9 protein-coding genes are annotated in these 15,220 nt (G+C 70.6%); 6 read left to right on the top strand and 3 right to left on the bottom strand.

The window, feature by feature from the left end; all coding sequences use genetic code 11:
- Positions 1-173 precede the first annotated feature (173 nt).
- From alsS to HEP85_RS02725, 3 genes are all read left to right on the top strand, one after another.
- On the top strand, positions 174-1,856 hold the full coding sequence (alsS, locus tag HEP85_RS02735; RefSeq protein WP_369657559.1) for an acetolactate synthase AlsS: 1,683 nt from the start codon (positions 174-176) through the stop codon (positions 1,854-1,856).
- A 315-nt stretch (positions 1,857-2,171) separates the two neighbouring features.
- Positions 2,172-3,425, top strand: a complete 1,254-nt coding sequence (locus HEP85_RS02730; RefSeq protein ID WP_168525868.1) for a PP2C family protein-serine/threonine phosphatase — start codon at positions 2,172-2,174, stop codon at positions 3,423-3,425.
- A 656-nt stretch (positions 3,426-4,081) separates the two neighbouring features.
- A complete protein-coding gene (locus HEP85_RS02725) occupies positions 4,082-6,856 on the top strand; it encodes a lectin (RefSeq protein ID WP_168525866.1) in 2,775 nt (924 codons plus the stop codon).
- 121 nt (positions 6,857-6,977) lie between these two features.
- Here the strand turns inward: HEP85_RS02725 and HEP85_RS02720 are convergent, their stop codons facing one another.
- From HEP85_RS02720 to HEP85_RS02710, 3 genes are all read right to left on the bottom strand, one after another.
- On the bottom strand, positions 6,978-8,576 hold the full coding sequence (locus HEP85_RS02720) for an NAD(P)/FAD-dependent oxidoreductase (RefSeq protein ID WP_168525864.1): 1,599 nt from the start codon (positions 8,574-8,576) through the stop codon (positions 6,978-6,980).
- Positions 8,577-8,886: 310 nt separating this feature from the next.
- The gene (locus tag HEP85_RS02715; protein ID WP_365770211.1) at positions 8,887-10,443 is read right to left on the bottom strand and encodes an ATP-binding SpoIIE family protein phosphatase; all 1,557 of its coding nucleotides are present in this window, start codon (positions 10,441-10,443) and stop codon (positions 8,887-8,889) included.
- Positions 10,444-10,487: 44 nt separating this feature from the next.
- The gene (locus HEP85_RS02710) at positions 10,488-11,753 is read right to left on the bottom strand and encodes a PP2C family protein-serine/threonine phosphatase (RefSeq protein WP_168525860.1); all 1,266 of its coding nucleotides are present in this window, start codon (positions 11,751-11,753) and stop codon (positions 10,488-10,490) included.
- Positions 11,754-11,978: 225 nt separating this feature from the next.
- Here HEP85_RS02710 and HEP85_RS02705 point away from each other — a divergent pair, with 225 nt between their 5' ends.
- The 3 genes from HEP85_RS02705 (at position 11,979) to HEP85_RS02695 (ending at position 15,160) form a co-directional block, all read left to right on the top strand.
- A complete protein-coding gene (locus tag HEP85_RS02705; protein WP_168525858.1) occupies positions 11,979-12,644 on the top strand; it encodes a response regulator transcription factor in 666 nt (221 codons plus the stop codon).
- Positions 12,641-13,672 carry a sensor histidine kinase gene (locus HEP85_RS02700; RefSeq protein WP_168525856.1) on the top strand — a complete coding sequence of 344 codons (1,032 nt, stop codon included), beginning with the start codon at positions 12,641-12,643 and terminating at the stop codon, positions 13,670-13,672. Before HEP85_RS02705 ends, HEP85_RS02700 begins: the two co-directional genes overlap by 4 nt.
- Before the next feature lie 282 nt (positions 13,673-13,954).
- Positions 13,955-15,160 (top strand): beta-propeller fold lactonase family protein, encoded by a 1,206-nt coding sequence (locus HEP85_RS02695; RefSeq protein ID WP_168525854.1) that lies wholly within the window; start codon positions 13,955-13,957, stop codon positions 15,158-15,160.
- Positions 15,161-15,220 lie beyond the last annotated feature (60 nt).

The raw sequence follows: 15,220 nt of genomic DNA, 5'->3' as shown, positions 1-15,220 counted from the left end.
AGGTGGCGGTCCGCGAACTCCCTTGCGACGGCGACGACTTCAGCTCGGACGCCTTCAAACGCCTCGACAGTGCGAAGCCGGTCCTGCGACAGCACCCCCTGCGACAACACCCCCTGTGCGGCGATGGCCACCACCGTTGCGCGAACACAAGGACGAAGAAAGGCGGCGGGCACATGCCCACCCCACCCATCGGCGCGGCCCAGCGCATGGTCGAGACCCTCTCCCAGTACGGCGTGCCGTACGTCTTCGGTGTCCCGGGAAGCGCGAGCGACGCCGTTCACGATGCCCTGGCCGTCGCAGGCCCCGAACTTGTGATGTGCCACCACGAACAGAACGCGGCCGTGATGGCCGCCGCCGTCGGGCTGCTGACCGGCACCCCCGGAGCGGTCCTGGCCACCTCAGGAGCCGGCACCGCCAACCTGATGACCGGCCTCCTCCTGGCGACGACTGAGCAGCACCCCATGATTGCGGTGTGCGCAGCGGTGACCGGCCGGGACCGGTTCAAGCGAACCCAGCGGTCGATGGACGCCATCGCCGCACTGAGACTGGTCACCACCCACACCTGCGAGGTCCGCGACCCCGACCATGTCCCCGAAGCCATCGCCAACGCCCTGCGTGCAGCGGTCACCCCACCCCGCGGCGCGGCCGCGGTGATGATACCGGACGACGTCGCGGGAGCGCCCACCGCCGCAAGCGTCGTCCAGCCGCACAGGCACCCGGCTCACGGTCCCGCTCCCGCCGAGTGCATCCACCGTGCCGCACAGATCATCCGCGCCGCGCGGCAGCCCCTCCTCCTCGTCGGGCTGCGGGGTGCGGACACCGAGGCCTGCACCGCGCTGCGTGAACTGATCCGCGTCACCGGCCTGCCCGTGGTGGAGACCTTCCAGGCCGCGGGCATCGTCCCGCGCGCACTGGAGGAGCAGTACGCCGGCCGGGTCGGCCTCTTCCGTGACCAGCCGGGGGACGCCATGGTGACGCACGCCGACGCGCTGATCACCGTCGGCTACGACCCCGTGGAGTACGACCCGGGCCTCTGGAACACCGACCCGGCCCGAACGATCGTCCACATCGACGCGCTGCCCGCCGAGATCGGCAGCCACTACCAGCCCGCTCTGGAACTGCGGGGCGATGTGGCCGCGACGGTCGACGAGCTGTCGGGGGAGCTCTCCGGACTGCCGATCAGCGACCGGACCCGAGCTGCCCTGGCCGAACAACACACCGCGCTGGCCCGCATCGAGGAGGAGGCCAGGGCGGCACCGGCCACCGCCGCCGGCCTCGATCCAGGCGCGGTGATCCAGAAGATCTCCGAGGTCGTGGACGACGATGCCACCGTGGTGTCCGACACCGGCTCGCACATCTACCTGGCCCGTCACTTCCGCGGACACCAGCCGCGCCGCCTCCTGCTCTCCAACGGCCCGCAGACACCGGGAGTCGGCCTGCCACGGGCGATGACCGCCGCGCTGCTGCGGCCGGGGACACAGGTGGTGTCGGTCTCCGGGGACGGCGGGTTTCTGGCCGGCGCACAGGAAATGGAGACCGCCACCCGTCTGGGCCTCCACGCCACACATGTGATCATGCGGGACAACGCCTACGACACGGTGGCCTTCCAGGAGCATCGCAGATACGGCAGAGCCTCCGGCGTCCGGTCCGGCGCCTGCGACATCACCCTGTACGCCTGCGCGTTCGGCGCCAGAGGGATTCGGACCGAGACCATGGACGCCTTCGAGACCGAACTGCGCGGGTCTCTCGACCCGGTCGGGCTCTGCGACCCCGGCATCACGGTCATCGACGTCCCGGTCGACTACACGCACAACGCGGAACTCTTCGCGCAACTCCAGGACAGCGTTCCGCGATGACGCGCCGACGACCGCGGCTCGGGCGCAGCGCGACTTCCCGCCGGTGCCCGTGCGGCCACGGCGCCGCGAGCGCCCGCGGTGCGGCCGTCACACGGCGGGAAACAGCCGACCCCCGGCCTGAGTGGAGGCCCGCGGTCCGCGGTCGCGACTGCCGACCAGTGGGCCAACCGGCCCCGGCCGAACTCGCGTTGCCCGATCAGCCACGGTGAGGCGACGCGCATGACACGACGTACGACCGAGGCTTCCCACCGGCGCCGGCGGACACCTGTCGTGTCGGCCGGACCAGCCAGATGTCGTACGTGGCAGGAGGTTCTCATGACGAAGCAGACACACATCGTGACAGGCACGCACCGCGTCGCGACTGCCGGGGGAGTTGCCGTCAGCTTCCCGGCGGTACGGCCACGAACGCTCATCGCGGTCGTGGTCGCCTCGGCCGTACTGCTCGGCGTCACCCTGTGGGGCGTGATCGTCCCGGCGGACGTCCACCTGGAAGTGTTGTTGGTGGCGGTGCCGGCGCTCACCGCCGCGGCGGACAACACGCGTACCACCGTCAGCATGACCGCCCTCGCCTGTCTCGGCGTGGTGGCGGTCGACGCCGACGACGGACTGCCCAGCTCACCGATCCTCCCGATCGACGTCCTGGGCCTGCTGGTCGTCGGCGTCCTGGTCCTCGTGTTCCGGCGCATGCGCGACGTGGACCACCGAACGCTCTGTGCGGTGCGCTCCGTCTCGGAGACAGCGCAGAAGGCGCTGCTCCCCCCGTTGCCCTGCCGTATGGCAGGGCTGGAGATCGCCACGGCCTACCGCTCGGCAGCCGCCCACGCACATATCGGCGGTGACGTGTACGCCGCCGAACGCGTCGAACATACGGTCCGCATGTTGATCGGCGACGTGCGGGGCAACGGCTTGGCGGCAGTCGACGACGCGGCAGCGGTCATCGGCGCGTTCCGCGAAGCCGCGCACCGCGACGTACAACTGGAGCATGTCGCCCTCTCCTTGGACGCCGGCGTGCGCCGCCGTGTCGACCAGGTCAGCGAGACGGACAGCAATGCGGCGGAGCGGTTCATCACCGCTCTCGTCCTGGAGATACCCGACGACTTGCACGTCGTCCGCGTGATCAGCTGCGGCCACCCCGACTCGATGCGCTCCCACGGCGCGGACGTGGACTTCCTCGAAGTGCCGCAGCCGGCACCACCGCTCGGCCTGGGCGGCGACCGGGCGGCCTATCAGGTCAACACCTTCCGATTCGAGCCGGAGGACACGCTGCTCCTGCACACCGACGGCCTCCTGGAGACCCGCGACGGGGCGGGTGCGTTCTACCCGGCACTGGACCGTTTCGCGCTCCTCGCCGAGGACGAACCGCACTACCTGATCGAACGCCTCATGAGTGACCTGACCGTCCATGCGGGCGGGGAGGTGCAGGACGACGTGGCCATGGTCGCGGTGCGCCGCCGGCCCGCGACGGCCACGGAGAGTGCCGGCGAGGGCGGCCACCCCGCGAGCCCCGTCACCGGCCCCGAAGGCCGGACGCTCCGTTGCGGAGCGGCGAAAAGGGCAATGAGGCACTGAACCACACGGGTTGCGACTGTTGTTCCGCCAGCATTCGCGTCCGCTGTTGCGACACGTGTTGGCGCGAGCCCTCAGGGCTTCCCGGAGTGCGCCCCAGGTCACCAGGAGTGCGCGGGTGCGGTTGAGAGTCCGTCATCTCCCTCGCGGTTGCCCTTGCCCTTGCCCGTGCTCCTGGCCGGAGTTGGGGTGAGCTGCGGGATGGGCGGCGCGGACGCCCCGGGGGTCGGGGCGCGCCCGGCGATGTCGCACATCGCCGGCGCCGCCGCGCCGGACCACCGTCGAGACCCAGAGGCGCGGAACAGCTGTCCGGATCATGGCCGTTGCGCCGCTCCACGGACGCCCCGCCGAGGTCCGGGGAAGTGTGCGGCGCCCCGTGGCCATGCGGCGCGGTCCGAGGATGCGCGGGCTGGAGGCGACCGCTTGCGCGAATCGTTGACATGACCCTGCCTTGTGGCTAACTTCGCGAACAGTTCCCGTCTGTGCCCCCAGGCGCTCGTGACCCCGGGGCTCCGTCACCGCGTTCGCATCGCCAGGCGCCCCGTCCCAGTGATGGGACAACGTTGTCAGTCTCGGCCGTGACCCGAGCGTCGCGTTTTTGACCGGAAGGCAACGTTGTCAAGTGCCGCTTCCTGCTTCCGAGTAGAGGAGAGACCGTGATGAAACGACTGCCGAGACCACCCGGAACCACCGCGATCGGCTTACTTGCCGCTGCCGCGCTGGCCGCGGCCGGCCTGTGCGCACCCGCGTCGGCGGCCGAGAAGGCCGCGCTCGTCACGTCGCCCGCCACCGTGGTCAACCCGTTCATCGGGACGTCGAACCAGGCGGACGACTTCCCCGGGGCCGACGTGCCGTTCGGCATGGTGCAGTGGAGCCCGGACACGCCGTCGCGTCCCTCCGGCGGCGGATACGAGTACAACGACTCGTCCATCACCGGCTTCAGCCTCACGCACATCGCCGGGCCCGGCTGCGGCGCCGTCGGCGACATACCGGTGCTGCCTACGGTCGGCACCGTCAACACCGGTGCGACGGACGCGTTCTCGCACGCCAACGAGTCGGCGTCGGCCGGCTCCTACAAGGTCGCCCTCAACAATCAGGTGACCACCGAGCTGACCACGACGACACGCAGCGGCATGGCGCGCTTCACCTTCCCCTCGAGCAGCCAGGCCAACCTGATCTTCAAACTCACCGGAAGCCAGAACGGCGCCACCTCGACGCAGTTCACCAAGGTCTCGAACACCGAGGTGAGCGGCCAGGTCACCAGCGGCCACTTCTGCGGCGCGGGGAACACCTACAGCGTGTACTTCGACATGGTCTTCGACCAGCCGTTCACCTCGCAGGGCGCCTCGGTCGCGAAGACGTCGGCCACCATCCCGGCGAAGCCCGGCACGGCGTCCACGAACGCCGCCGAGAAGCCCAACAAGCCGGTACTTCACGGCAAGGCCCCCACCGCGACGGCCCCGAAGGCGGCCAAGGCCGGCGCCACCCCGAACGCCGCCGCCTCCAACGGCTACGTCACCTTCAACACGACCGCCAACCCGGTGGTGCAGGCCAAGGTCGGCATCTCCTACGTCTCGGTCGCCAACGCGACGGCCAACCGGGCCGCGGAGAACACCGGGTGGGACTTCAACGCGACGCGCACCGCCGCGCAGAACGCCTGGAACAGCGCACTCGGCAAGATACAGATCGCCGGCGGGACGGCCGCACAGCAACAGAGCTTCTACACGGCGCTCTACCACTCGCTGCTGCACCCGAACGTCATCAGCGACACCAACGGCCAGTACTACGGTTTCGACGGCAGAACGCACACCGTGGACACCGGCCACCGAGCGGCGTACGCCAACTACTCCGGCTGGGACATCTACCGCTCGCAAGCCCAACTCGAAGCCCTGGTCGCTCCCCAGGTCGCCTCGGACACCGCGCAGTCGATGGTCGACGACTACGCCCAGACCGGAGTCTTCCCCAAGTGGTCGGAGAACAACGGGGAGTCCTACGTCATGGTGGGCGACCCCGCGGACGCCATCCTCGCCGACTACTACGCCTTCGGCGCCAGGGACTTCGACACCTCGGCCGCCCTGGCCGATATGGTCAAACAGGCGAGCACGGCCAACAACGACCGGCCGGGCCTGAACTACCTGAACTCACCCGGATACATGCCGCACGACGGCAGCTACGGCTGCTGCAACTTCTACGGCCCGGTGGCCACCACGCTGGAGTACAACACCGCGGACTTCGCCATCTCCGCGATGGCCGGGGCGCTCGGCGACACAGGTAACCAGAGGACGTACGCCAACCGTGCCCAAGGCTGGCGCAACGTACTCAACCCGGCCTCCGGCTTCGTCGAACCGCGCAACGCCGGCGGTTCCTGGACCGGCGGCTTCGACCCCACCAGCGGCACCGACATGGTCGAGGCCGACTCCTGGATCTACACCGGGATGGTGCCGTTCGACATCGGCGGCCTGGCGCGTGCCAAGGGCGGCAACACGGCGATGAACCACTACCTGGACACCGTGCTGCGCAGCTACACCGGCGACAAGGGCTACGCGTGGGTCGGCAACGAACCCAGCATCGAACTGCCGTGGGAGTACGACTACACCGGACAGCCCTACAAGACGCAGGGCACCGTCCGGGCGATCCAGGACCAGATCTGGGCGAACACCCCCGGTGGCCTGGCCGACGGCAATGACGATCTCGGCGCGATGAGCGCCTGGTACGTGTGGTCCGCACTCGGCATGTACCCCGAGACCCCGGGCACTTCCGACCTCGCCCTGGGCTCCCCCCTGTTCACCCAAGCCGTGGTCACACTCCCGTCGGGCAAGACGCTGACGGTCAATGGCAACGGCGCCGCCGACAACGCTCCCTACGTGCAGTCCGCGGCATGGAACGGCACCGCCTGGAACAACGCCTACGCCCCCACCACGGCGATCACCGCCGGCGGCACGCTGGACTACACGCTCGGCACCACCGCCAACACCTCCTGGGCGACGGCCGCTTCCGCGGCCCCGCCCTCCTACGCCGGTGACACCGCGGCCCCGGCCACGCCCCGCATCGGCACCATCTCCTCCGCGGTGGCCGCCAACCTGTGTGTGGACGACGCGAGTTCCTCCACCACCGACGGCACCCACGTCCAGATCTGGAGCTGCAACAACACCTACGCCCAGGACTGGATCGTCGCAGGCGACGGAACGGTCCGGACCCTCGGCAAATGCCTGGACGCCGACCACAGCGGAACCACCAACGGCACACTGGTCCAACTGTGGACGTGCAACGGCAGCGGAGCTCAGCAATGGACCTCGAGCGCCAACGGATCACTGGTCAATCCCCAGTCCAAGCTGTGCCTGGACGACCCCAACTCCACCACCACGAACGGCACCCAACTCCAGCTCTACGGCTGCAACGGCTCGAATGCCCAGAACTGGAAGCTGCCGAGCTGAGTCACGGCCACCGATAGTCCCAGCGCCGCCAGGCAGCTTCAGCGCATCGCCCCCGTGTGTCCCGACCGCCCGGCCGGGACACACGGGGGCGCGCTCCGGGGTGACGTCCGGGCTGGTCAGGTCAGTGGGTGACTCGCCGACGGGCATCCTTGAGCACACGCCGGGCCGCGAGCCGGCCCGACGTGGCGTTGTTGCCCGCACCGGGCCAGGTCGCCGCACCGGTCAGGTACAGGCCGGGTATCGCCGTGCGGTAGCCGTGGTGCCCGCACATGGGCCGGAAGACGAAGTTCTGGGCCAGGTGGTGGCTCCCCGCGATGCTGTCGCCGCCGACGAGGTTCGGGTCAGCCGTTTCGAGATCCTGGGGGGAGTACGCGGTGACGCGGGCGATCCGCGCCCGGCCACCGGGTGCGTAGCGCTCCAGCTTGTTCAGGACCCGGTCGGTCATCGCGTCGACGACTTCGGGCCAGTCGGTGCCGTGAATCGTTCCCGCCGCGTCACCTCGTACGACCGAGGGCATGGTGCGGACCTGGATCCATACGACGTGTCGGCCCGCGGGAGCCCGAGTCGGGTCCACCGCGGAGGTCTGCCCCACGATCAGCAGGGGTTCCACGGGCAGGAGCCCGGCCTGGGATTCCGCGTAGGTGCGCGCCAGGTCATCGACGTACGGCGCCACATGGACGTACGCGAAACGAGACAGTTCGTCCCCTGCCGCCCAGGGCAGTGGGCCGTCGAGGGCGAGATGCAGCATCAAGGTGCCCGGGCCGTACCGGTAATGGGACGCCTCGCCGCGCACCTGCGTGGGTACCCGCTCGAATTCCAGCAGCCGCTGGTACAGCATCGCAGGGCCTACGTTCGCGATCACCGCGCGGCGGGCTGTCAGGGTGCTCCCGTCGGTGCCGCGCACGCCCACGGCCCGCCCGTTCCGGCACACCACGCGGTCCACCTCGACACCGGTGCGGACCTCGCCACCGTATTCGGTCAGTACGTCGGCGAGCGCTCGCGGGAGATGCCGTGCACCCCCTTCGACCACGGACATACCGTTCTCCATGTCCGCGAACAGTTCCAGGAGCGGGAACATCGCCCCGCCTGCGATGTCAGGGGCGAAGTCCAGGTGCATGCCCCAGCAGGCTGCCATGGCCCGCGCCTCCGGCGTGGCGAACCAGACCTCTCCCAGTTCCCGGGTGCTCATCAGCAGCGTGTGCGCGAGTTCGGCCGCACCACGCACGCCGTGATGACGAAGCAGGCTCACCACCTGGCGGACGGCAGCGGCGGAGGGCACCGCGGATCCGTAGAGCCCGAACAGGTACGGCGAGAACGTGCGGTACTCCTCGTAGAGTCCGGCGAAGCCTTCGGCGTCCTCGGCGTTGTGTTCCGCCAACTGCCCAAGGGTCTGGGCGTAGTCGTGGTGGACCCGCATGCTTCGGCCGCCCGGGAACACGTTGGCATAGGGATGGTCACTTGTTCGGAAGCGGAGCCCGTGGCGTGTCAGATCGTCGGCGAAGTCGGCGTACGCCCGCGAACCGAGGAAGAGGTTCTGATTGGTGGAGTACAGGTCGTGCACGAACCCGGGCAGTGTGACCTCACCGCTCGCGATGGCACCACCCACCGCGGCGCTACGCTCCAGTACAGCCACCGACCACCCCGCCCGCGCCAGGTAGAGGGCGGCCACCAGGCCATTGTGGCCGCCACCGACAACGACCGCGTCGTAGGAATGTGTCATCGTCCTGACCTCCCGCCGCCCGGCCTCTCCGCGTTCGTCCGTGTCCGGAAGCTCTCCGCGGGAGGGGCGCCGCCGCTACGACAGAGGGCCGACTCACCCCGCACCCGGCCGAGGCCGACGGCTCCGCGTTCACACGGCCGTATCCCCTGGCCCCGTAGCCTTCGGAATGACTCCGCCACCCGAAAGGTCGGCGTCTTTCGTCGGAGATGTCCGTAACCCATACTGGTTACTCGCTGACGGGGCACTTCCGGTGCGTGAAGCACCTTCGAATGCGTATGCCATTGAAGCGTCCCGTGAGAAACCGCCTGCCTCACACCGCGGCAGTGGTTCGGTCGGGTGCGTGACTGTGTTCGGCCCAGATGGTCTTGCCGTGGTGGCTGTGGCGGGTTCCCCAGCGTTCGGCGAGTTGCGCGACGATGAACAGTCCGCGCCCGTTCTCGTCGAAGGTGCGGGCCCGGCGCAGGTGCGGCGAGGTGCTGCTGCCGTCGGCGACCTCGCAGACCAGGCTGCCCGCGTGGTCGATCAGGCGCAGCTGGATGGGCGGTTGTGCGTGGCGGATCGCGTTGGTGACCAGTTCACTGACGATGAGTTCGGTGGTGGGGGCGGCGTCCGTGAGGCCCCAGGAGGCCAGTTTCTCCGCGATGTGGGCGCGGGCGTAGGACACGGCAGCCGGGTCGGCCGGCAGGTCCCAGGTGGCCACGGTACGTGTGTCCAGGGCGTGGGTGCGGACGGCGAGGACCGCGACCTGGGCGTGAGGCGCGTGGAGCAGGGACTTGACGGCGGATTGGCAGATGGCGTCCAGGCAGGGCTGGGGCCGGGCGAGTGCGCTGAGCAACGCCTCGTTGCCGGAGTCCTGCGCACCCGTGCCTCCGGTGTGGGTGTGCAGCAGGAGCAGGCTTCCCTCAGGGAGGTCTATCTCGGTGGATTCGAAGGGCAGGTCCGTCTGTCCCAGGGGCGGGCCCTGGGGCAGGTCGAGGGAGGTGACCGTGCCATCGGGGGTGATGACGGTGGGCGGAGGGCTGCCGGCGCCGGCGAGCGTGCAGCGGCAGGAGGCGGGATCGTAGACCGCGTACAGGCATTGGGCGCTGACGGTGCCGGCGCTGCTGCCCCTGGTCTCGGTGTCGGGACTGGGGCGGACGTCGGGCCGGAGCCGGGCGAGGACGTCGGCGAGATGGGTGAGCAGTTCGTCCGGCTGCAGATCGACGTCGGCCAGGGTGCGTACCGCGGCGCGGAGTTCGGAGGCGGTGGCGTCCGCGTCCGGTCCGGCGACGGCACCGGCGACGAGTCCGACCCGGGCGCCGGACAGCGGGATGGCGTCGAGCCACTGGGCGCGCGTCCCGAGCCGGCCGGACCCGGTCCGGTAGTGGCCGGCCAGCTCCACCACCGCGGGTTGCGGCAGTGCGCCGGGCAGGGCGGACACCATGCGGGCCGGTGGGGCCGGGACGGCATACGGTGCTTCGGGGACGCGACCGGCCTGGCCATCGGCCGGGTCAGGCGCATCGGACCGGTTCCGGGTGGCTGCGACGGGCGTGTTCAGCAGAAGCGGCCGTACCCGGCAGACGACGAGGCTCAAGGCGAAGGACAGGGCGACCGCGGTGATGACGACCGTCCGGCCGCCGGCCGACACTCCGTGAATGGCGAAGCCGTAGGTGGCGACGCTGGCGGCCAGGGTGGAGACGCCGATGATCAGGGAGCGCCGCATGGGCAGGAGCGCGGCGGCGGTGACGGGGACGAGCACGGAGAATCCCGACCAGCGGACCAGGCCGCCCGCGGAATCCTGGAGCTGTACTGCGCACGACGCGATGACATAGACGACGAGGAGCACACTCAACCACCTTTTCAGTCGCGTGGCAGTCATCGTCGTCATCGCCTCTCCATGGATGATGCGTCGTTTCGGGAGCACCGGACGAGTCACGGGTCGACCTCCGTCGGATGGTGTGGCTGGGAGGGGCGTGGACCCTGGCCGCTGCCCATGGCGGGCGTGCGCCGGATGGCCACCAGGGCGAGGTCGTCCTCCAGGTGTCCCTCGGCATGGAGGTCCACGTCGTCGTTGACGCGCCGCAGCAGGCTGTGCGGGCAGTCCCACGGCCAGCCCGAGGCCCGCTCGAGGATCGGATAGAAAATGCCGGCGGTGGAGCGGGCTTCGACGACGCCGTCCGTGTAGAGCAGCAGGGTGTCCGCGGGCCCGAACGCGAAGGTGTCGACGTGGTAGGAGTCGGGAGAGATGCCGGCCAGCCCGAGGGGTGGCGCGGGACGGGGGATCGGCAGGGCCGCCACCTTGCCGCGGCGGCCCCGCAGGGGTGAGGGGTGCCCGCAGCTGATGACCTGGACGAGAGCCGCCTCGTCGGGGATCTCCACCAGCAACGCGGTGATGAAGCGCTCGCCGCTCTCTGGGTCGCTCTCGGTGAGCTGCGTCAGATGCCTGCGGACACTGACCTCCAGGGCGGCGGCCAGTTCGGGCAGGGCGGCGTGCTGATACGCGGCCTCTCGGAAGGCGCCCAGAAGCGCCGACGCGTCCTCGACGGCGGGCAGGCCCTTGCCGCGGACGTCGCCGATGAGGAAGCGGGTCGCGCGACCGGTCCGGGCGGCGGCGTACAGGTCGCCGCCCACCAGGGCGTGGGCCGCGGCCGCCCGGTACGTACAGGCGACGAGCAGCGGACCGAGCCGCCGGGGCAGGGGGCGCAGCAGGACCCGCTGGGCCACCTCCGCCACCGCCCGTACCTGGGTCAGCTCCCGCAGGTCGCGGTCGTGCAGGGACCGGGCGGCGACGACGAAGACCGACACCACCAGCAGGGCCGCGATGTGGAGCGGCAGGAGCGGCGAATGCAGCAGGCCGTCATGGCGGTCGATGACGAACATGGCCCCGCTGGCCGCCAGGGCGGTGCCCGCGGTGAAACGGGAGCCGGCGAACGCCGCCGTGGAGGTGGGGGCGGCGACGAGGAGCGGGGACAGGTGGACGGCCACGGGAGCGAAGGTGGCGGCCAGCGTGATGACGGTGATCAGCGTGACCGGGACCGCCGACCGGGCGAGGACGCCGCCGCCCGCCCACGGGCCACCACGCGCGAAGGAGAGGTGCCATGCATCGCGCGCACGGCCGCCGCCGGTACCCCACTCGGCGACCGGGCGCTTCGGCCTGCCCGCGCCGGCTCGGAAGAGCGGGAGGGGTGAACGGGTCATGGGGGCCGCCTCGAGAGGGGTTGTACGTGGGGTCTCTTCGAGCATCCGCCCGCACGGCGGCCGGCACATCGGTGCGGGCCCGCACCTCGCATCCGTAGGACCCGGCACCCCGCACCGCAGATCCTCCGGCCCCCGCTGCGTCATCCCCGCGCACCTTCCTGCGGGTTTCCCGCACACGCGCCACAGCGGCTGCCCGACAGCCGGAGGGGATCTACCGTTGCAGCTATGGACGACCCCAGCTCCACCCCGTCCGGGCGAGCGCCCCGGGAGGTGACCGTCGTACTGGCCGACGATCATCTGGTGGTGCGGGCCGGAATGCGGCTGCTGCTGGCCCAGGACCCGGCGTTCCGGATCGTCGCCGAGAGCGCCACGGTCCCCGACACCCTCGAGGCCGTGCGCCGGACCCGTCCGCGGGTGCTGGTCCTGGACCTGACCATGGCCGGCAAGTCGAGTCTGCCCATGATTCCGGCGCTGCTCACCGCTTCGCCCGGCACGCGGATCCTGGTCCTCACGATGCAGGAGGATCCGGCGTTCGCCCGGGAGGCGCTACGTACCGGAGCGGCCGGCTACCTGCTCAAGGAAGCGGCCGCCGAGGAGCTGCGGGCCGCCGCACACCAGGTCGCCGAGGGCGCGACGTACGTCCAGCCGGTGCTGGGAGCCAGGCTTGCCGTCGAGATGCCGGGACCTGCCGACCAGGAGTCGCTGACCATCCGCGAGGCCGAGGTCCTTTCGCTGCTGGCGCTGGGCCACACCAACCAGGAGATCGCGCGGCATCTCTACGTCTCGGTCCGGACGGTGGAAACCCATCGCGCCCGCATTCGGGACAAGCTCGGCAAGGACAGCCGGGCGGAGCTCATCGCCGCGGCCCGCGAGCGCGGCCTGGTGGCATGAGCGGACCACGTCAGGCCCGCTGGGGCCTCGCCCTGCAGGCGGCGGGGACCTGTCTGCTCACGGTCGCGGTGGTTCTGGAGGTCACCGACCAGCCGCTCCCCTCCGAGCTGGCGCTTTCCCTTGCCGCGGCAACCCCGTTTCTCGGGGCGGCGCCGCTCTACACCGCGGGACGCCGGACCTGGATGGTGGTGGCCGGCGCCATCGCGCTCATGCTCGCGGTGGCCAGCCTGGTCCGCATCACCGAGCAACCGCTGTTGAACGCCCTGCACGTGGTCCCGCTTCTCCTGGTCGTGTACACGGCCTCCACCATGCGCAGTGCGACCCACCGCGACCGGGGCCTCCAGCGGGAACGTGTCCGGGCCCGCCACGACGGAGCGGAGCGCGAACGCCGCCGCTGGGCCCGTGAACTGCACGACGACACGCTTCAGGAACTCGGCGCCGTACAGGTGGTGCTCTCCTCCGCCGCCGCCGACGGCCGACCCGAGGCCATGCGGGGCGCGATCGAACAGGCACGCGCCCTGGTCGGTAACCAGATCACCTCGCTGCGCCACCTGATCACGGATCTGCGTCCCTTGGTCCTGGACGAGCTGGGACTGCGCGCGGCACTGGAAGCGCTGTGCCGGCGCACTTCCGAGACTTTCGGCATCCCTGTCGATCTCCGGATCGATCCGCAGCAGGCCGACTTCAGCGACCGGCTGACCTCAGACGCACAGGCCCACGTGTACCGCATCGTGCAGGAGGCCCTGACCAACGCGGTGAAACACGCCCAGCCCACGCGGATCACCGTCGGTGTGGAGGCCGACGGCCATGAGATGACGCTGACCGTTGCCGACGACGGGCACGGAATGCCCCAGCCCCCGGACTCCAGGCGCTGGCCGACCCTGCGCGCCGCCGCGCCCCCGGCCTCCACCGTGCGGGGAGTGGGGCTCGCTGCCATGCACGAGCGTGCGGACCTCATCGACGCGCAGCTCACGATCCGCAGCGTTCCTGGGAAGGGAACCTCCGTCATCCTGAGCCTGCCGGAGTGAACGTGAGCCTTCCGTCGCGTCGAGGGCCGCGCGACCGGGCACTCGCGGCCGCGTCGGCGCCGACCGGCGGGCTGTGCCACGTCCGGGTGTACCGGATGCGTCCGCCATCGCCCGCCGGGGGCGGGACAGTTGGCGTGTGACCGCTGCGCGATGAGTGGTTCACCGGAGTTCTTACGAGAGGCTGACGCGGCGGCCGAACCTCTCCTGTCCCACCCTCCGCATGGGCAACTCTGGCTCTGCCCGCCCCCGACGGCGGTGGCGGCCGAGTCCGAGGAGCAACGCATGAGCAGGCACAACAGGCGCTGGTCGTCGCGGCGGCGTCGGCTGACCATCGGCGCGGCCGGCGTCCTCGCCGCCGCGGCGGCCGCCACGTCGGTGACCGTCGCCTCGGCGCGGGAGACCCATCCACGCGGGGACACGGCCAAGGCCGACCACGCCGTCTTCGTCCAGGGCGACGAACTCGACGGCAACACCATCCATGTCTTCAAGCGAGGCGGGGGTGGCGAGTTGACGGCCGCGGGCCGCTACGCGACCGGGGGCAGGGGCGGCGACCAGGTCGACGCCCCCACCGACTCGCTCGCCTCCCAGGGCCCGCTCGTCTACGACGACCGGTCGGGTCGGCTCCTGGCGGTGAACGCGGGAAGCGGCACCGTGACGTCGTTCCGGGTGCGCGGACAGAAGTTGACCGACCGTCAGACAGTGCGCTCGGGCGGAGACTTCCCCTCCTCGATCGCGGTGTCGGGCCGGCTCGCCTACGTCATGAACGCGGGGGGCGCGGGCAGCGTTCAGGGTTTCCGGATCACGGCCAAGGGTCTTGAGCCGCTGCGTGGTTCGCACCGCTCCCTCGGGCTGGACAACAAGAAGGTGCCGCTGTTCTCCAGTTCGCCGGGCCAGCTCGCGTTCACCCCGGGCGGCAGGCAGCTGGTTGTCACCACCAAGTCCGCGAACACCATCGAGGTCTTTCCGGTACGGCATGACGGGCGCCCCTCGCGCCGCGCGGTGGTCAACGACTCGGCCGGAGGCGTGCCGTTCGCCATCACCTTCGACCGGGCCGGCCGCATGCTGGTGGCCGAGGCCAAGGACTCCACGGTCAGTACGTACAAGGTGCGTGCCGACGGCACTGTGGACGTAGTCCAGAAGCCTCTGCCGAACGGCCAGAAGACGCTGTGCTGGCTGGAACGCGCGGGTGATTTCTTCTACGGGGGCAACACCGGCAGCTCGACCGTCACCGGTTACCGCACCGACCGCCACGGCAGGCTGGCGCTCACCACCGGTGGCGGCGTCGCCACGCCGCCGTCGGCCACGTCCCAGGGTGTCATCGACCTGGCGGTGACGGAGGACGAGAGGTTCCTCTACGTACAGAACGCCACCTCAGGCACGGTTGACGGGTTCCGCGTCGGCGGGAACGGCTCCCTGACCAAGGTCACCACCGTCACCGGACTTCCCTCCTTCGCCGGATCCGGCATGGAGGGCATCGCCGCGGTGTAGGAAAGCGGCCACCGCGGCGATGGGCGCCCCGGGCACCTTTGTCCGGGGCGCCATGCCGGT

Origin of the sequence: Streptomyces sp. RPA4-2 (assembly GCF_012273515.2) — a bacterium.
In the GTDB taxonomy this organism is placed as follows: Bacteria; Actinomycetota; Actinomycetes; order Streptomycetales; family Streptomycetaceae; genus Streptomyces; species Streptomyces kaempferi.
This window is presented reverse-complemented; position numbering and strand designations above follow the sequence as displayed.